General features: G+C 36.9%; 13 protein-coding genes. 10 read left to right on the plus strand and 3 right to left on the minus strand.

The window, feature by feature from the left end:
- Positions 1-119: 119 nt before the first annotated feature.
- From P4V41_RS10075 to P4V41_RS10085, 3 genes are all read left to right on the plus strand, one after another.
- Positions 120-1,499, plus strand: a complete 1,380-nt coding sequence (locus tag P4V41_RS10075) for a GmrSD restriction endonuclease domain-containing protein (protein ID WP_328084692.1) — start codon at positions 120-122, stop codon at positions 1,497-1,499.
- 137 nt (positions 1,500-1,636) lie between these two features.
- Positions 1,637-1,957 carry a nucleoside triphosphate pyrophosphohydrolase gene (locus P4V41_RS10080; RefSeq protein WP_328084693.1) on the plus strand — a complete coding sequence of 107 codons (321 nt, stop codon included), beginning with the start codon at positions 1,637-1,639 and terminating at the stop codon, positions 1,955-1,957.
- Positions 1,954-4,377, plus strand: a complete 2,424-nt coding sequence (locus P4V41_RS10085) for a DEAD/DEAH box helicase family protein (RefSeq protein ID WP_328084694.1) — start codon at positions 1,954-1,956, stop codon at positions 4,375-4,377. The genes P4V41_RS10080 and P4V41_RS10085 overlap by 4 nt, the downstream gene beginning before the upstream one ends.
- A 524-nt stretch (positions 4,378-4,901) precedes the next feature.
- Here P4V41_RS10085 and P4V41_RS10090 read toward each other — a convergent pair.
- The gene (locus P4V41_RS10090; protein WP_328084760.1) at positions 4,902-5,015 is read right to left on the minus strand and encodes a recombinase family protein; all 114 of its coding nucleotides are present in this window, start codon (positions 5,013-5,015) and stop codon (positions 4,902-4,904) included.
- Between the two features lie 297 nt (positions 5,016-5,312).
- On the opposite strand from P4V41_RS10090, the gene P4V41_RS10095 reads away from it, so the two are divergent.
- Positions 5,313-6,326, plus strand: a complete 1,014-nt coding sequence (locus tag P4V41_RS10095) for a restriction endonuclease (RefSeq protein ID WP_328084695.1) — start codon at positions 5,313-5,315, stop codon at positions 6,324-6,326.
- Between the two features lie 2 nt (positions 6,327-6,328).
- Entirely contained in the window at positions 6,329-10,801 is a 4,473-nt protein-coding gene (locus tag P4V41_RS10100; protein WP_328084696.1) for an Eco57I restriction-modification methylase domain-containing protein, read from the plus strand.
- A gap of 660 nt (positions 10,802-11,461) precedes the next feature.
- On the opposite strand, the gene P4V41_RS10105 is transcribed toward P4V41_RS10100, so the two are convergent.
- Both P4V41_RS10105 and P4V41_RS10110 read right to left on the minus strand, forming a co-directional pair.
- Complete coding sequence (locus P4V41_RS10105) at positions 11,462-12,340, minus strand: hydroxymethylglutaryl-CoA lyase (protein WP_328084697.1); 879 nt, start codon at positions 12,338-12,340, stop codon at positions 11,462-11,464.
- The gene (locus tag P4V41_RS10110; protein ID WP_328084698.1) at positions 12,333-13,007 is read right to left on the minus strand and encodes a GntR family transcriptional regulator; all 675 of its coding nucleotides are present in this window, start codon (positions 13,005-13,007) and stop codon (positions 12,333-12,335) included. Before P4V41_RS10110 ends, P4V41_RS10105 begins: the two co-directional genes overlap by 8 nt.
- A gap of 218 nt (positions 13,008-13,225) precedes the next feature.
- On the opposite strand from P4V41_RS10110, the gene P4V41_RS10115 reads away from it, so the two are divergent.
- From P4V41_RS10115 to P4V41_RS10135, 5 genes are all read left to right on the plus strand, one after another.
- On the plus strand, positions 13,226-14,425 hold the full coding sequence (locus tag P4V41_RS10115; protein WP_328084699.1) for a CaiB/BaiF CoA-transferase family protein: 1,200 nt from the start codon (positions 13,226-13,228) through the stop codon (positions 14,423-14,425).
- An 18-nt stretch (positions 14,426-14,443) separates the two neighbouring features.
- The gene (gene leuC / locus P4V41_RS10120; protein WP_328084700.1) at positions 14,444-15,868 is read left to right on the plus strand and encodes a 3-isopropylmalate dehydratase large subunit; all 1,425 of its coding nucleotides are present in this window, start codon (positions 14,444-14,446) and stop codon (positions 15,866-15,868) included.
- Entirely contained in the window at positions 15,868-16,491 is a 624-nt protein-coding gene (gene leuD, locus P4V41_RS10125; RefSeq protein ID WP_328084701.1) for a 3-isopropylmalate dehydratase small subunit, read from the plus strand. Before leuC ends, leuD begins: the two co-directional genes overlap by 1 nt.
- A 63-nt stretch (positions 16,492-16,554) precedes the next feature.
- Positions 16,555-16,821, plus strand: a complete 267-nt coding sequence (locus tag P4V41_RS10130; RefSeq protein ID WP_328084702.1) for a hypothetical protein — start codon at positions 16,555-16,557, stop codon at positions 16,819-16,821.
- On the plus strand, positions 16,814-18,322 hold the full coding sequence (locus tag P4V41_RS10135) for a sodium:solute symporter family protein (protein ID WP_328084703.1): 1,509 nt from the start codon (positions 16,814-16,816) through the stop codon (positions 18,320-18,322). The genes P4V41_RS10130 and P4V41_RS10135 overlap by 8 nt, the downstream gene beginning before the upstream one ends.
- The last annotated feature ends 4 nt before the right edge of the window (positions 18,323-18,326 follow it).

Genomic DNA, 18,326 nt, shown 5'->3' on the forward strand with positions numbered 1-18,326 from the left:
TTAATATAATTTATAAGTATTTAGTTCTCGTAAATATTCTTAAAAGTTTTAGAAGGGGAAAAGCGGGAAAAAGAGAACGTATATTAGGATAATTCATTAAATTAAAGAGGTGTATAAAAATGTCAACAGAAACTATAGTTGAGGAAGAAAATCAAACAGTTGAAGAATTCTATGAAAATGAAGAAGGCAATGAAACAGAGGCAAATAGCTCCAATAATAATTCTGATGAAAGAAAATTAATTTGGCAAGCCAAAGATTTTAGTATTAGAGAATTTCAGGCAATGAAACAAGATGGTGAACTTGAATTACAGCCAGAGTACCAAAGAAATTTTGTAATGGACTCTGCCCGTGCTAGTAAATTAATTGAATCAGTATTATTAGATGTACCAATCCCAGTTATTTATTTAGCCGAGGAAAACGATAGTGTGTATAGTGTAATTGATGGTCAACAGAGACTTACTACTTTTATTTCATTTTTAGAAGGTAAATTACCAGATGGCAAGGATTTTAATTTAACGGGGTTAAAAGTATTAAAAGAATATAATAGAAAACAATATATTGACCTGCCTAAAGAAATGCAGATGAAAATTAAAAAAACTACGATACATACTATTATTATTAAGAATGAATCTCACGAAAATATTAAATTTGAAATTTTTGAGAGGCTAAATACAGGTTCTATTAAATTAAATGAAGATGAGATTAGAAACACAATTTATCGAGGTTCTTACATAAAATTATTATCAGAATTAGAAAACAATGAAACATTCCATATGCTTGTAAGAAAGGACAATTTTAAAAATAGAATGATCTATAGGGGAATGATATTAAGGTTTTTTGCACTATCAGAAAAGACTTACTTAAATTATAAACCCAGTATGAAACAATTTAGTAATAAAGAACTTCGGGATAACAGATATATGAGTAAAGAAAAGTATGAAGAATATAAAAAGAGATTCCTTAAGGTAGTAGATTTGGTGAAATTAGTATTTGGAGATAAAGCCTTTAGAAGATTTATACCAGGTGATTCAGAAAATGTTAATGGAAAATGGTCAACTAGTAAAATTAATATGGCATTATTTGATATACAAATGTGTGGCTTTGTTATTTACGATAAGTACCAAATCATCTCTAAAGCTGATCAAATAAGAGAAAGACTAATTAAGTTAATGAGTCAAAACGAAGAATTCATAAATTCAATTGAAATTAAGACAAGTGACAAAAATGTTCTTACAAAAAGATTTAGAATTTGGTTGGATGTTTTAGATGAGATTATCGGAGACACTGCAGTAGATGCAAGAATTTTTGATTATTCGATTAAAAAACAGCTCTTTCAAAATAATCCAACTTGTCAGCTTTGTCACCAACAAATTTTAGCTATTGACGATGCGGAAGTTGATCATGTTATTCCTTATTCTGAAGGTGGTAGAACGGATTTAAATAACGCGCAACTAACACATAGATATTGTAATAGAAGGAAGAGCAATAATAATTCATAATTATTAGGATTAGTCCGAGGTTAAATATAACTCGGACTTTTTTTATTTTGATTTTCCGTCAATATTTTAATCCTTTTTTTGGTATAAGATTATTGATACTATTAACATATATACGAAAATGTAAAGGGGTAATAGCTATGCCTACATACAACAAACTTGTCCGTGACCGTATTCCAGAAATCATTGAAAGAACGGGTGCATCTTTTAACACTACTATTCTATCTGAAACTGACTACATAAAAGAGTTAAAGAAAAAATGTTATGAAGAACTAGATGAATATGCTGCAGCTGATAATGACAAAGATGCTGTAGAGGAACTGGCTGACCTTCTAGAGTTAATGTATGCACTTGCTAAAATTCATGGAGTAGATTTTTATGAGATTGAAAAAGTTAGACAGGAAAAAGCAGAAAAACGCGGAGGATTTCAGGAACGCATCTTCTTGATTGATACAGAATGAAGTCTATCAAACTTGTAACAAATAACCTCTATGAAGAACTTCTTGAAGGTTTACAGAGTGCTAGATCCATTCACATTCTGACTTCTTTTGTAATGAAGTCAGGTGTTGATGTACTTGCACCACACTTAAAAGCTTCTGTAGAACGGGGAGCTGAGATTCAAGTCTGCACTGGTGATTATCTGTTTGTCACTCAACCAGAAGCACTTGAAAGGCTAATTACAATCCATCCAAATATTTCCGTTCGACTGTTCAAAAGTAACGGGAAATCGTTTCATCCAAAGGCGTATCTTTTTGATATACCAGATGAACATGGTTATTTCATAGTAGGGTCATCCAATTTATCTAGATCAGCACTTAAAACGGGGACGGAATGGAGTCTTTCTTTAGCTGAGGGTGTTAGTCCAGAAACATACTTAGAGGCATTAGATCAATTTCAAAAAACGTTTCTTCATGATCAAACAATGCCAGTTAATAAAGAAACGTTAGAAGAATATCAATTGCAATATGAGAGTTATCACCAAAAACATCTTTACTTAGTTAGAACATGGACAAAAGCAGAAGAGCAAGAAATGACATTGCCAAAGGTCGAGCCTATACAGGAACCACAGACAATAGCAGATCCTGCAGCACCATACATAATAACGCCAAGACCTTCACAACAAGAAGCTTTAGAGTTGCTTCAAAATACCTTTGAAGAAGGCTATGACAAAGCGATGGTTGTCATGGCAACGGGACTCGGTAAGACCTATTTAGCTGGATTGTTTGCACAAAACTTTAAAAGGACCTTGTTCATCGCTCATAGGGAAGAAATCTTAAAACAGGCCAAGCAATCATTCCAGCATATTATGCCTGATAAAACGTATGGCCTTTATTATGGATCAGAAAAGCAAACAGAAGCGGATGTGATATTTGCTTCTATATATACACTCGGAATGAAGAGGCATTTAGAAGTCTTTTTTCCCGATGACTTCGATTTAATAGTTGTGGATGAATTTCATCATGCTGCAGCGCAATCTTATCAACGTGTCATCGATTACTTCAAGCCAAAGTTTTTACTAGGAATAACAGCGACTCCTAATCGAATGGATGGTAAAGATGTTTATGCGATATGTGACGGAAACGTAGCTTATCAGATTCATTTTATTGAAGCTATTCAGAAACAGTGGTTAGCTCCTTTCCGTTATTTTGGGGTATATGATGATACTGATTATCGACAGATAACTTGGCTAGGAACTAAATATGATGAAGAAGAATTGTTGGCTGTTCAATTAACAGAAGAAATGCTAGAGAAGGTGTACGTGAGTTGGGTCGATCATAAACAAACAAGAACAATCTCATTTTGTTCATCCATAAGACAAGCAAATACCTTAGCAAATTATTTTAAAACAAAAGGTGTAAGAGCGGTTAGCCTTAATTCTAAAACTGTTGATATTTCTCGAGGAGATGCAATACAGCAGTTAAATGATGGTCAATTAGATATTATCTTCACCGTAGATCTATTTAACGAAGGAGTAGATATTCCTTCCGTAGATACACTTTTATTTGTAAGACCTACTGAATCATTAACTGTATTTACACAGCAAGTTGGTCGAGGTCTGCGTCTTCACAACGACAAATCACACTGTGTCATTATAGATTTAATCGGTAACTATAGAAACGCTGATGTCAAAATGCAATTATTTAATACAGAACTTATTAAAGGAAAAGGACCTGTGAACATAATTCCTTCAGTTCCAGAGGGATGTTTAATAGATTTTGATATTCAAGTTATAGACCTATTAAAAGAGCTGCAAGCAAAGAACCAGCCACGTAAAGAAAAGCTATTAAATGCTTATCATGAAATAAAGAGAGAACTTGGAAGGAGACCGACCTATCTAGAATTACATTTACAAGGAAAAGCTCCAAGTCAGGAATATAAACAGGAGTTTAAATCATATGTAGGCTTCCTATATTGGACTGACGAACTGACTGAGCATGAAAAAGAAGCATTTAAAGAAACGGAAGACTGGCTAATAGAAGTAGAAAAAACCGGTATGGCCAAAAGTTATAAAATGGTTGTTCTAAAATACATGCTCTCAAGAGGTGTAGATCACTGGTTAGATCCAGTAACACCAGAAGAATTGGCTCCTTTCTTTCATAGATATTTAACTGAAAAAAAGTATAGAAGACGTATAGATTTTTTTGATAAAGCAGCTAAACAAATGTGGGAGTATGACGAAAAAAAGATTGCCAGATTAATTGCTACAATGCCTATGAGTAAATGGAGTGGAAGTTCAAAAGGTAAGGTTATGTTCAACGAAAATCTATTTAGATTCAATGTTAAATTTAATGAATCTATAAATAAATTAGTTTTTAAGTGGACAAAAGAAATATGTGAATTTAGGTTACATTATCATTTTGAAAGAAAGGATGAGAGGTAAAAAAATGAAAACAAAAAAATGCATAAGATGTGGTATTCGACTACATCCAACTGACTGGATTATTTTAAAAGAGATGAACACATTACCAATTTGTGATAACTGTTCATTAAGTAAAAAGGAAATTAACAATACAGTTATACAAAATAAAGATAAAGATTAAAGATAAACGAATTAAAGCAGATTTATAGAGACAGCACTTTAATCCAAGGTTGAAAAAATTCTAAAAATTACTTATCTTAAATAAGTTTAAGTTTAACTAAGGGGAACCGTACCACAAGTGATGGTAAAGCAGAGAGTAGAAGTTATTCTTTATAAAGAAGTAATAGTAAAGACTAATTTAAATTGAAGGAGACCGTTCATATAATTTAGATGGTCTCTTTTTAGTTTCTCAATAAGATTTACATTTTTTAATCTTCTGTTTTAGGATATTAAGTCTTTAAGACACTTATTAGTTCTCTAAGGTTTATTTGTGTATCAGAGCTAAATAATGCCCTTTGCCACCAGTAATGGAAAAAATGCTGCCTTTAAATACCATTCGTGTTTCTGTTTTTCCCATTTTCATTTCTATATCCTGCTTTGTTTAACTGATTAGTTATAGCTTTCAGACCCTTCCCTTCTGCGTATAGTTTAAAGATTATTCACGCTTCCCTTGTATTAATAACAAGTTCTTTTTCTATAGAAATATATCCGAAACCGCCATTCCAGCTTGATTGTGAAAGCTTAATATAGAGTGTCGCATACTACCAAAAAAAGTTATGAAACCTTAGAGTTTATAGAACTCAAGATTTTGCACATATCACTATTCATTTATAATTGCAATGGCTTACCGTTTTTAAATTCTACTATGATATAATAAAACAATTGGATAAATACTCGGATTTTGCTATTAAATTTATAGAATACTGAATTAATAGGATGTTGGAAGGAAGATGACTATGCTTTATGATAGTTCGGAGGAAAAGATTAATGTGTGCGAGCCATCATTTGCAGATAATAAAATAATTAATGAGATTAATTTCACTTATAATCTAAAGAACACCATACGTGAACAAATGCCTGATATCTTAAATATTTTGTTGATAGATAGAACCTCATCAACTACAAAGACTAATAAAAATATAATTTGGGCGAACGAAAATTATATCAGTCAGGGTTTAAAAGCGTTTGCTGCAACTGCACAAATTCAACCAGAATTGGTGACGGGAAAAAATGGACACTTAATTATGGCACGTGCTTTGAAAACTCGTGAACTTAGAAAAGAACGTACCAAGTCAAAAGCAGAAGTATTTACACCAGTTTGGGTTGTTAAACAGCAGAATAATATAGTCGATAATAATTATATAAATGATGACTTAGAAACTTATGTGAAGCGGAAGTGGCTTGAGATTACTTGTGGGGAAGCACCGTACATGGCAACTCGCTATGATATGGAAACAGGCGAATTAGTGCCAATAAGTGAACGTGTTGGATTTGTTGATAGAAAACTGGCACGTATAAACGCTGAAGTTTCAGATAAAGCTGAATGGCAACGTTTAGTCGAATTAGCCTATCAAGCAAGTTATGGATTTGAGTGGAATGGGGATTCATTATTATTAGCTCGAGAAAATCTTCTATACACATACCGTGATTATTACTTTGAAAAGTGGCAGGAAGAACCATTATATGGGCTTTTTAAAAGAATAGCAGAGATTATTAGTTATAATATTTTCCAAATGGATGGAGTTGCAAAAAAATATGGAAAACCTAAGAAAAGAAAGGGACCATATTATATATTACCATTGTCTGAAAAGAAAGTAAGAAGGCTAGAAGTTCAAATGTCTTTTGATTTAGAGTTAAATGATTCTTCGGAAGATAATAAAGATAAGTTTATGATTATTCCTGGTAAAAGAGTAAAAATAATGAACTGGGAAACAAACAGAATGGAATATTTTGATAAAGGGGCTAAGTAAGCATGAGCGAAGTGCTTGATAAACTAAGTGTGCAACTTAAAAGTTCAAACTTTGAATTCATGAAATTAGATAATGATTTAGCATCTTTCTATAAACTTGTTACAGAAGCTGAATTACAATTTGCACTTCAAGACTATGAAAATACTATAGAAAATGTGAGAAAAGTAACGGAGTCATTGACGGAATTAATAATTGTTTTGAATTATGATACAGTCCCATATAGAGCATCATTTAAAGATAAATTATCAATTATAAAAAAATATGATATTCCAGAAAAAGTAATAGATAACTTTTGTGAAATAAAAAGTAGCAGGTATAAAGAGGTTTATTCGATTGGCGAAAATATGGTTTTATCTTATACGATATTAGGACAGTTAAGAGTTATTTTGTATTGGTATATGGACACATACAACAATGTGGAAATAAAACGAACCAAATTTATAGAACCCACGGTTATTCAAAGATTTAAAAGTAGTCAAGAACGTAAAATTGTCTATATTCAATCAGCTGACAACAGTAGTGGGAAATGGCCAGCGTATGAAGGTGCAGAAAAAATAGGGGAAACAACAGCTCCTGAAGAAGACCAAGAAGAAGATTGGTCACCTAATAGTGAATTTTTAAGATCTGTAACACGTAAGAGGATTAATAGTTACATGCGTACTGCTGGTGTTCCGGCGAGAATTGATTGGGCGGAGCTTGCTTGGATAAAAGAAACAAAATCTTGGTTTGGAGATAAAGACGTTCATGAAGTTTTAACTCGTTCAGGATATAACCAAAAAGAAGAATTAGATGGCACTGAGTGGTTTCAAGTAGATTTGGAAACAGCTAAAGCTGCAATAAAAGCTGTAAAAGAAGGACGAAACTCTCTTAAACTTGAAAATAAGGAAGGGCCACAAAAAATAGTTTTACGTCCTGAGCAAGAGGCTGCTGTTAAGCAAGCGACTAAAGCATTCAAAAAACACCAAAATGTACTTTGGAATGCGAAAATGCGATTCGGGAAAACACTCTCTACCTATGAGCTAATTAAACAAAACAATTTTAAAAAAGTTTTAGTTATGACTCACCGCCCAGTCGTTTCAGATTCATGGTTTGATGACTTTAAAAAAATTAAAATGGAAAAAGCAGGTTACGAATATGCTTCTAAAACTATGGGAGAAAAAGATCTTAAGAGACTAGTCACAGGAAATTCTTCTTTCGTCTACTTTATTTCTATTCAAGATCTTCGCGGTGCTACAGAAGTAGGAGGGAAATTCAAAAAAAACAGCGAATTTTTTGAGATTGAGTGGGATCTAATTGTGATCGATGAGGCCCATGAAGGGACCAAAACAGAGCGGGGCACCAAGCTTTATGAAAGGTTAAAGAAAGACAACACTAAGATATTAGAATTGTCAGGTACACCATTTAATATTCTTGATGAATTTAGTGAAGAACAAGTATTTACTTGGGATTATATTATGGAGCAACAAGCGAAAATTCGATTCTCTGTAGAACATCCAAATAAAGTTAATCCTTATGAAACATTGCCAGAAGTTGAGATGTACACATTTGAAATGATAACGGATAAAAAATATCAGAATAATGATAAGTATTTCGACTTTGCTGAATTTTTTAAGGTTGATGATAATGGGAAATTAGTACACGAAACTTCAATAAAAAAATGGTTAGACCAAATTTCGTCAGATGGTAAAACTAATTATCCATTTTCTACTAAAGAGTATCGGCAAAGTATTCGTCATACTTTGTGGTTACTTCCAAGTAGAGCTGCAGCTAAATCATTAAAAGTTTTACTTGATAATCATCCTGTTTTTAGCGAATATTCAATTTTGAATATTGTTAATGATAACGATAACGCAATTATTAGTGAAAATGATGATGATATGGTTCGTATCCGTGCTACGATAACTGACAAACCGTCAGAAACAAAAACAATTATTCTCACAGTAAGAAAAATGACAACAGGTGTGAATATTCCTGCTCTGAATGCAGTTGTATTCTTAAATAATACAACAAGTGCTCAAAACTATCTTCAAGCCGCATTTCGATCTCAAACTCCTTTTTCGGATAATGTACTAGGGATGAAGAAAAAAGCATATATTTTTGACTTTGCACCAGATAGAGCTTTAAATATTTTAGCTAAATCAGTATCAATGTCTCATAAAGCAGGCGCATTAAATACTGCGGAGCAAAAAGATAAACTAAGGACACTCCTTAACTTCTTACCTGTTCTTGAGCAATCCGGTCATGAAATGAAGCCATACTCAATTGATACTATGATGCGTCAATTAAAAAAAGCATATGCTGAAAAGGCTGTATTGTCTGGGTTTGATGATTCTTCTATTTACAATGATGAGTTATGGAAAGTTACTCAAGAAGATATAGGATTGTTCAATGAGTTGAGTGGAAAAGTAGGTAAAACACAACAAACTAAGCGTACAAACAAAATAGACATTAATATAAATGGACTTACTGAACAGGAACAAGAAAAAGCGAAAAGAGGCAAACGTAAACCTCAAGAAGAACGCAGTGAAGAAGAAAAAGCAGCAATTGAGGCAGAACAAAAATTACGTAAAGAACGCAATAAAATGATTTCTATTTTACGTGGAATCTCAATACGTATCCCGTTAATGATATATGGAATGGATTTAGATTTAGATAAAGACATTACTCTAGATGACTTTGTGAAAAATGTTGATGATGTATCATGGGAAGAATTTATGCCAAAAGGAATTACTAAAAGAGATTTTGAGAATTTCAAGAAATTCTATGATTCTGAGATTTTTGTTGAAGCTGGCCACCGTATTCGTCAAGCTGCTTTATCAGCTAATAACTTAAGTTATCAGGAAAGAATTGAAAAAATCACTTCTATTTTCTCTGGATTTAAAAATCCTGATAAAGAGACTGTTTTAACGCCATGGCGGGTAGTAAATTTACAATTAGGTAAAACATTAGGAGGCTATAATTTCTTTGATGAATCTTATAGAGAGCCGCTTAGTGATGCAAGATACAGAGAAATTGATAATGGTGAAATTACAGAAGAAGTTTTTGCTAAAGATGCAAAAATATTAGAAATAAATAGTAAAACAGGTCTATATCCCCTTTATATGGCATTTAGTATTTATCAACGTCGGCATTTGCAAGAAAGTGAAAGTTGGGCCAAAGCTGAGTATGTAAAAAAAGATAAGGAACTTTGGCAAGAAGTACTTGAAAATAATATTTTCGTATTAAATAAAACACCTATGGCTCGAACTATTACTTATCGTACTTTGAATGGTTACGAAATAAATAAGAATTTCGCTAAAAATTTGGTTTATATTGATGATTTACAAAAAAAGATTAGAAAAAACTTAGTAGAAACAAAAAGTGAAATACTTACTAAATTTGGAGGTGAGAATGTGAAATTTGATGTTGTTGTTGGTAATCCACCATATCAGGAAGCCTCAGATGTAAATAATAGACAAGAACCAATTTATCAGTATTTTTATGACTTATCAGAAACAATGGCTGGGATATACTGCTTAATTTCACCAGCACGTTTTTTATTTAATGCCGGATTAACTTCGAAACCTTGGAATCAAAAGATGCTAAATGATCCGCATTTAAAGGTTGAGTATTATAATCAAAACTCTAATGAAATCTTTCCTAATACAGATATTAAAGGTGGAGTGGTTATACTTTATCGTGATGGAAACAAAGAATTTGGAGCAATCAATGAATTTATTCCAGAGAAAAATTTGCGTAAAATCGCGTCGCATTTTACTCCGGATTTAGAAAAAAATCTACCATCAATTATGTTCGGAGGAAGATCGGATTTAAAATTCAATGAAGAGTTTTTAAGAGATTTTCCAAATTCTAAAAATGACAGATTGCTTTTCATTCAAGAAAAGCGGTCCGAAGTAAAGGAACTTGGTCCAAACGAAGAATATGAAATTAAATCGTCCACTTTTGAAGCACTTCATTATGCCTTTGAAGAAAAAGTACCTATTAATTCAGAGGATTATTATAAACTTTTGGGGCTAATTAATGGAAAGCGAGTTTGGAGATGGATAAGCAAGAAATATACATCAGCTCGTTATCCCGAAAAAAATAATATTGATAAGTGGAAAGTTTTTATTCCTAAGGCAAATGGCAGTGGATCATTTGGAGAGATTTTAAGTACACCGGTGATTGGCCGCCCGTTCGAATCAGCGACCCCTACTTTTATTAGTATTGGTGCATTTAACACTGAAAGTGATGCAAAGAATGTAATGAAATATATAAAAACTAAATTTTTAAGATGTCTATTAGGGATACTGAAAATTACTCAAGATAATCCACCTTCTAAATGGGCATATATTCCACTTCAAGATTTCACAAATAATTCTGATATCGATTGGTCAAAAAATATTTCTGCAATAGACCAACAATTGTACAAGAAGTATGGATTAAGTCAAAGTGAGATTGATTTCATCGAAGATAAAGTGAAAGTAATGGACTAATCATAAATTTATTGAACTATTCAAATTGTATAGGGATTAAAGAAGTATATAGCAGTTATAAAAGTGCATTAATAGAGTGTTTATGGAATATTTAAGGGCACTCTGTTCATCATATTTTAAAATAGAGACTTAAGTTCTGAATATACTGATATTATTGGTATTTTTTATGGTAGTTTACTCACTTAGTCACAGCTCATTCTTCCTTAATAAGCAGGTGTTAGTCTAGTTAAAATACCTTTGTTTGTATCTATACTGAAATGCCAATCATACCAGCCTTCAATTTTTTTTGCCAGAGCAAACTACTGCAACATGGTTGCTTGGGTGTGTTGTTACATAAGAAAACAGATAATGTTCTGGGGGAGAGACCTGGAACTTTATTTCCCCGCAACAGTAAAGTAGGTTAATTTGTCTGGATAATTTCCTTCTCCAGATAAGGCAAGAATCACATTTTCTGTAGGAAAATACCGTGTTGTATCTATGTTAGGACAAACCCGATTTTTAAAAGACCAATGTAAGTGATTTTTTCCAACCACTATTTTTCCATTACTTCACCAACTTTACATTTGTTAATAAGAATCTTAAAGAAATTATCTTAAATATAATAGTAACTATAAAAAAGCTTAAGGAACAATACATATTCCTTAAGCTTTATTAAAATCATCATATATTAGCTTTCATCACCATCCCATCCAACTGCTTTTCCATACTTCGTTCCAACCATTTCGCTGTTTCTACTAAACCTTCGAGATATGTTCCTGTTTCCACATTCATCCCATTAAACATGTTTACCATATCCTCTGTACAAACATTGCCAACGGCTTTTGGTGCAAACGGGCAACCTCCTAATCCACCGATTGATGAATCAAAGCGGGTTACTCCAACTTGATAGCCGGCAAGGATGTTGGCTAAACCTAATCCACGTGTGTTATGGAAGTGCAGACCGAGTGTCAAATCTTTTCCGAATTCTTGGTGAAAAGCTGCTACAACGTTCTGCACCTGCAGGGGATTCCCCATACCGGTCGTGTCTGCAAGTGTGATCTCGGTACACCCTGCTTTTAAAAATGATTCTGCAACATTCAAAACTTTAGAGAGCTGAACTTCACCTTCAAACGGACAACCAAATGCTGTTCCGAGAACTCCGGCAACTCCTTTAGATGTTGCACCTTCCTCAATAACTTTGGTCAGTTCCTCAACTGCCAGGTCCACTGTTCGTTTAGCATTTCGTAGATTAAAAGAGTCACTAGTCGTTGTGACGACATGAAGAAAGTCGACGTCTGTATGTAGCGCGCGTTCAAGTCCTGATCGGCTTAATACAAGTCCTGCATAACGTACATCATCTCGTTTTGGAACAAGACGCATCACGTCTTCAGCGTCTGCCATCTGTGGAACAACTTTTTTGTTCACGAATGATACGGCTTCAATGATTCGTATACCTGAGTCGATGAGCTTGTTGATGAGTTCAACCTTTGTTTCCGTAGAGACGAGCTTTGGTTCGTTCTGCAACCCGTCGCGTGGTCCTACTTCACAGATTTCAATCATGAGTATCCTCCTTCAACACATGGATTTTCTTGATTTCTTCTAAATGAGCAAGTACTTGATCTCGACCTTGATAAATGTGTTCTGTCATGGCAACACGTGCACGTTCGGAATCTTGGTTCTGAATTGCTGATAGTATTGTTTTATGAACTTCTAATGAACGCTTCAGCTCGAACTCGTCATACCAATAAAAAGAACGGAAAACGAGCGGTACCACGACAACTTTTGATAGATGAAAGTAGATATGCGGGTTTTTACATGCAGAAATGATAACTTCGTGAAACTGTTGATTGAAGTTAACAATCTCTTTAATAGAGTTTAAGTCTGCTTCCTTATAGCGTTCAATCGCCTCTTCATAACGGTCGTTCGCTTCTTTCATCTTTTCGATATCCTCATCTGTACGATAAAGGGCAGCCTGGCTTGCTGCGTAACCTTCTAATAGAGTACGAAGATCATAGATTTGCTGAATGTCTTCCCGTGTGAAATGTCGCACACTCACGCCGCGTTTAAGCGGAGTAACTAGCCCTTCAGACTCGAGCTGCTTGATGGCTTCTCGTATCGGTGTTCGGCTCAGCTTTAGTTCCTTCGCAAGAGATTCCTCTCCGAGCCTCATCCCAGGCTCATATTTTCCGTGTATAATGGCTTCTTTTATATATTTATAAGCATCCATAAGTACCACTCCTTAATTTGTATTGTATACAAACGAAATTTAAGTTGCAATAATTTTCTGACAATAAATAATTTAAACGACGTTAAATCAACGTTTAAAGAACATTTTTAAAATAAAATTAAAATTACCCATTGACCTTTTGTATACAAAGCGTTAATTTGATATAAAGATTAAGAAAATTATGATTCTTCTTAAAATAAAACAAACGGAGGGATAATATGTCCGATCAACTTCCTTTAGGTGATATTCGTGTCATTGAGCTGGGAACCCTTTTGGCCGGTCCTTTTTCCGGAAGGCTGTTAGCGGACTTTGGAGCTGAAGTGATCAAGGTGGAACCCCCGGGCAAATCAGATCCGATGAGAAACTGGGGACAGTCAAAAGACGGTGTTGGACTATGGTGGCCGATTCAGTCACGGAACAAGAAGTCCATCACGCTGAACTTGAGAGTAGAAGAAGGTCAGAACATCTTAAAAGAGATGGTGAAAGACGCAGACGTAATCATCGAGAACTTTCGTCCGGGAACGATGGAGAAATGGAACCTTTCCTATGAAGAGTTATCTGCCATCAATCCGAAGCTCATCATGGTCCGGACTTCCGGATACGGACAGACGGGACCATATAAACATCGGGCTGGTTTCGGAAGTGTTGGGGAAGCGATGGGAGGTCTCCGGAATGTGACAGGATTCCCAGACCGTCCACCATCAAGAATAGGTGTTTCAATCGGTGATACGCTCGCAGCACTCTTTTCAACGGTCGGCTGTTTAGTTGCACTGCATGAAAGAGAGCGTTCAGGCGTGGGGCAAGTCGTAGATACGGCTCTCTATGAATCGGTCTTCTCGGTCATGGAAAGTCTCATTCCCGATTATCTGTTTGCCGGCTATATCAGGGAGCGCATGGGGAACATCCTGCCAGGTGTCGCACCATCAAACATCTATTTTACGAAAGACAAGACATATATCGTGATTGGAGCCAACGCAGATAATGTGTTCCGGCGATTATGTGAAGCGATGGAGCAGCCGTATCTTGCAGATGACCCAAGATTCTCCACTCATCACGCAAGAGGCGAGAACATGAAAGTGCTCGATATGCTGATTGAGGATTGGACGAAATCGCTCGATGCGAAAGACGCCTTAGAGATTTTAGATGAAAAAGGTGTACCGTCTGGACTCATTTATACAGCAAAAGAAATCCTAGAAGATCCACATTATCAAGAACGCGAAATGATTGTGAACGTGGAGCATCCAGAACTTGGTGAATTTCCGATGCCGGGAATCGTGCCGAAACTTAGCCGTACACCAGGGAAAGTGAATCACGTTGGTCCAGAGGTGATGGGCAAGCATAACGATGAAGTGTATAGAAACTGGCTTGGATACAGTGAAGAGGAAGTCGAGAGGTTAAAAGAAACGAGCGTTATCTAAATCGGGGGTGAGAAGAACGTGGGGAAGACACTTTACGATAAAGTTTACGACAGGCATGTGGTCTACCAAGGAGAAGATCAGCCATCTATTCTGTATATCGATCTTCACCTCATTCATGAAGTAACGTCACCACAGGCATTTGAAGGACTGCGGATGAACAACCGTGTTGTCAGTCGTCCGGATCGAACACTGGCGACGATGGATCACAGCATTCCGACAACCGATCGTTCACTTCCGTTTCGGGATGAAGTGGCGAAGAAACAGGTGAAGACATTAGAAGAAAACTGCCGAGAGTTTGGAATCCAACTGTTTGACCTACAGAGCGAAAATCAAGGAATCGTCCATGTAATTGCACCTGAACTCGGGCTAACGCAACCCGGTCAGACAATCGTATGCGGAGACAGCCATACGTCAACACATGGCGCGTTCGGAGCACTCGCTTTTGGAATCGGAACGAGTGAAGTGGAACACGTTTTAGCGACACAGACTCTTAAACAGGATAAGGCGAAGACACTCGCGATCAACATTACGGGTGAGCTGGCAAAAGGAACATCTGCAAAAGATTTGATTCTTTCAATCATCAGTAAATATGGTCACGACTTTGCGACAGGTCACGTGATCGAGTACAGGGGAGAAGTCATTCAAAACTTAACCATGGAAGAGAGAATGACGGTCTGCAACATGTCGATCGAGATGGGTGGACGCGCCGGATTGATCCAGCCTGATGATGTTACGTTTCACTATCTAAAAGATAAACAATACGCGCCAAAAGGTGAACAATGGGAAGAAGCCTTATCAGAATGGCGGTTATTGTACACGGATGATGATGCTGTTTTTGACCAAACCGTTGAATTTGATGCTTGTGAAGTAGTACCTCAAGTCACGTGGGGAACGAACCCAGGTCAAGGTGCCGGAATCACAGATGTTGTGCCATCACCAGAAGATTTGCCGATCAGCCAAAGAAAAGCAGCGGAAAAAGCTATTCAATATATGGGGCTTCAATCAGGAACACCTTTTGACTCGATAAAACTCGATAAAGTATTCATCGGCTCGTGTACGAACAGCCGGATCGAAGACCTTCGTAAAGCGGCTAAAATCGTAAGCGGTTACAGAGTGGCGGATTCACTCCATGCACTCGTAGTTCCAGGTTCTCAAACGGTAAAACGTCAAGCTGAAGAAGAAGGGCTGGATCAAGTTTTTATAAAAGCAGGATTTGATTGGCGTGAATCTGGCTGCAGCATGTGCCTTGGGATGAACGAGGATATCGTGCTTGAAGGGGAGCGCTGTGCTTCAACTTCGAACCGGAATTTTGAAGGCAGACAAGGAAAAGGTGCACGCACACACTTGGTGAGTCCAGAGATGGCAGCAGCGGCAGCGATCAAAGGACATTTTGTCGATGTAAGGAATTGGGTCACGAAAGAACGTGAGGAGGTGGGATCGTAATGGAACCTTTTACTTCATTTACCGGAACCGCTGTACCGCTCGATGTGGATAACGTCGATACGGATGCGATTATTCCGAAGCAGTTTCTGAAACGAACCGAGCGAACAGGCTACGGGCAGTTTCTTTTCTATGATTGGCGGTTTAAAGATGGAAAAGAACGACAAGATTTTATCCTGAACGAGGGCCGTTATCAAGGGTCGTCTGTTCTGCTAGCAAGAAAGAACTTCGGGTGCGGCTCGTCCCGTGAACATGCACCATGGGCTCTATCTGACTATGGTTTTCGGGTGATCATCGCCCCATCATTTGCAGACATCTTTTATAACAACTGCTTTAAGAATGGGATCCTGCCCATTGTTCTATCTGAAGATGATGTGGATATGCTGTTCCAGCGGACGAATGAAAAGCGAGGATATCAGTTATCCGTTGATCTAGAGAGTGAAAGAGTGATAGATTCACTTGGTTTTGAAGCATATTTCGAGGTTACTCCTTATCGGAAAAGGCTGCTTCAAAAGGGTCTTGATGAGATTGGTTCAACATTGGAATTTAAGGATAAGATTACGAGTTTTGAAGAAAAACACCGCATCTATTACACAATAGACAGAAATGAAAAGGCTTCCATCTAAGGCTGTACTGCATCATAGATTATCAGCTCCATAGAACTTAATTTCTTTTGAGGAGGATATGATATGAAAACCAAGTCAGTGAAAGAACCGATCCGCAAAAAATGGATCTGGATTGTGTTGTTTATTAATGTTGTTTTAATCGTTCCCTGGTATTTTCCGAAGGGAGCGGTTGAACCTTTTGTCTTCGGATTCCCGCTCTGGGCATTTATTTCTACCTTTTTCACACTTATCTTGGGAGCTTACCTAAGCTGGCTATGTATCTCTCAGTGGAACATCGTCGAGGATGAAGAGGAGAATGCCAAGAGGAAGGAGGATGTGAAGCATGGATAATTTAGTTTTTGCCGGTATGGACGGCATTATTATCTTGAGTGTGTTCGCGATCGTGATGCTCGTAATAGGGTATTATTCTGGTAAAGGAGATACGAATCTTCATCATAGTCTATCAGGCTACTATTTAGCTGGAAAAAATCTCGGATTCATCGCGTTATTCTTCACACTCTACGCCACACAGTATAGCGGGAACACGATTGTAGGTTATGCGCCTACTGGTTACCGTACAGGATTTTCGTGGCTGCAGTCGATTTCCTTCATGACGATCATCATCGGAATCTATCTGCTGTTCGCGCCAAGGCTTTACGTGGTGTCGAAACGTCGAAACTTTGTAACCCCTACGGATTGGCTGGAGTTCCGTTTTAAATCGAAGGCTGTTACACTGCTTTCTATCTTCTTGATGCTTTGGGGTCTAGGAAACTATCTGTTGGAGCAGCTAGTCGCGATCGGACAAGCTGTTGCTGGAATGACAGGCGGAACAATTCCTTATGAAATTGCCGTTGTTGTTTTCGTTCTCGTCATGCTTGCCTATGAGTGGATGGGTGGTATGAAGGCCGTTGCGTTCACGGATGTTATGCAAGGGATTGTCCTGATGATTGGTATCTTCGTATTCTTGGCGGGTGCCCTTTACTTGGTTGGAGGGAACTTTGCTGAAGTGACACGGTTCATCGCAGACAATGAACCTGCAAAACTAGGTGTTCCTGAGATGGAAGTGTCGGTGAACTGGTTCAGTATGCTCGTGCTTGTAGGACTCGGGGCATCCATTTACCCGCATGCTGTACAGCGTATCTATTCTGCTGAAAGTGAAAGAACGTTAAAAAAGTCTTTCGCTCGTATGGCGTGGATGCCGCCGATCACAACAGGCCTTGTATTTGTTGTCGGGATCATCGGAATCATGCTCTTCCCAGGATTGGATACAGCGGGGTCTGAACAGTTAGTTGGTTTGATGGCAAATAAGATTGCGGCGATCAACGGGTTTTATTATTGGATGATGATTATCTTCTTTGGTGGAATCGTTGCGGCGATCATCTCTACGGCAGACTCTGTTCTGCTTAGTTTTTCATCGATGTTATCAAACGATGTATATGGTAAGTTTGTTAATCCTGGAGCTACTGAATACAAGAAAGTTATGGTTGGAAAAATCGGCGGGATCATCGCAATCTTCTTCCTTTTAATAATCGCATGGAACCCACCAGGTACACTTTACCAAATTTTCGTCCTGAAATTTGAGCTCTTAGTACAAGTATTCCCGGCGTTTGTTCTAGGACTATACTGGAAACGTCTCGCTGCTAAACCAGTATTCTGGGGAATGCTTATAGGCGCTATCGTAGCAGGTTTGTTAACGTTAACTGGCTATAAGACGGTGTTCGGCATCCATGGCGGAGTGATCGGGCTTACGATAAACTTTGTCGTTTGTATCGTTGGATCGATGCTTGTTACGGTTTCTGCTGAAAAATCATTGAAGAAGGACGAACTTGCAGTATTGGAGCTTGAAGCATAATATA

Source organism: Fictibacillus nanhaiensis (assembly GCF_036213205.1).
Taxonomy (GTDB): Bacteria; Bacillota; Bacilli; order Bacillales; family Fictibacillaceae; genus Fictibacillus; species Fictibacillus nanhaiensis_E.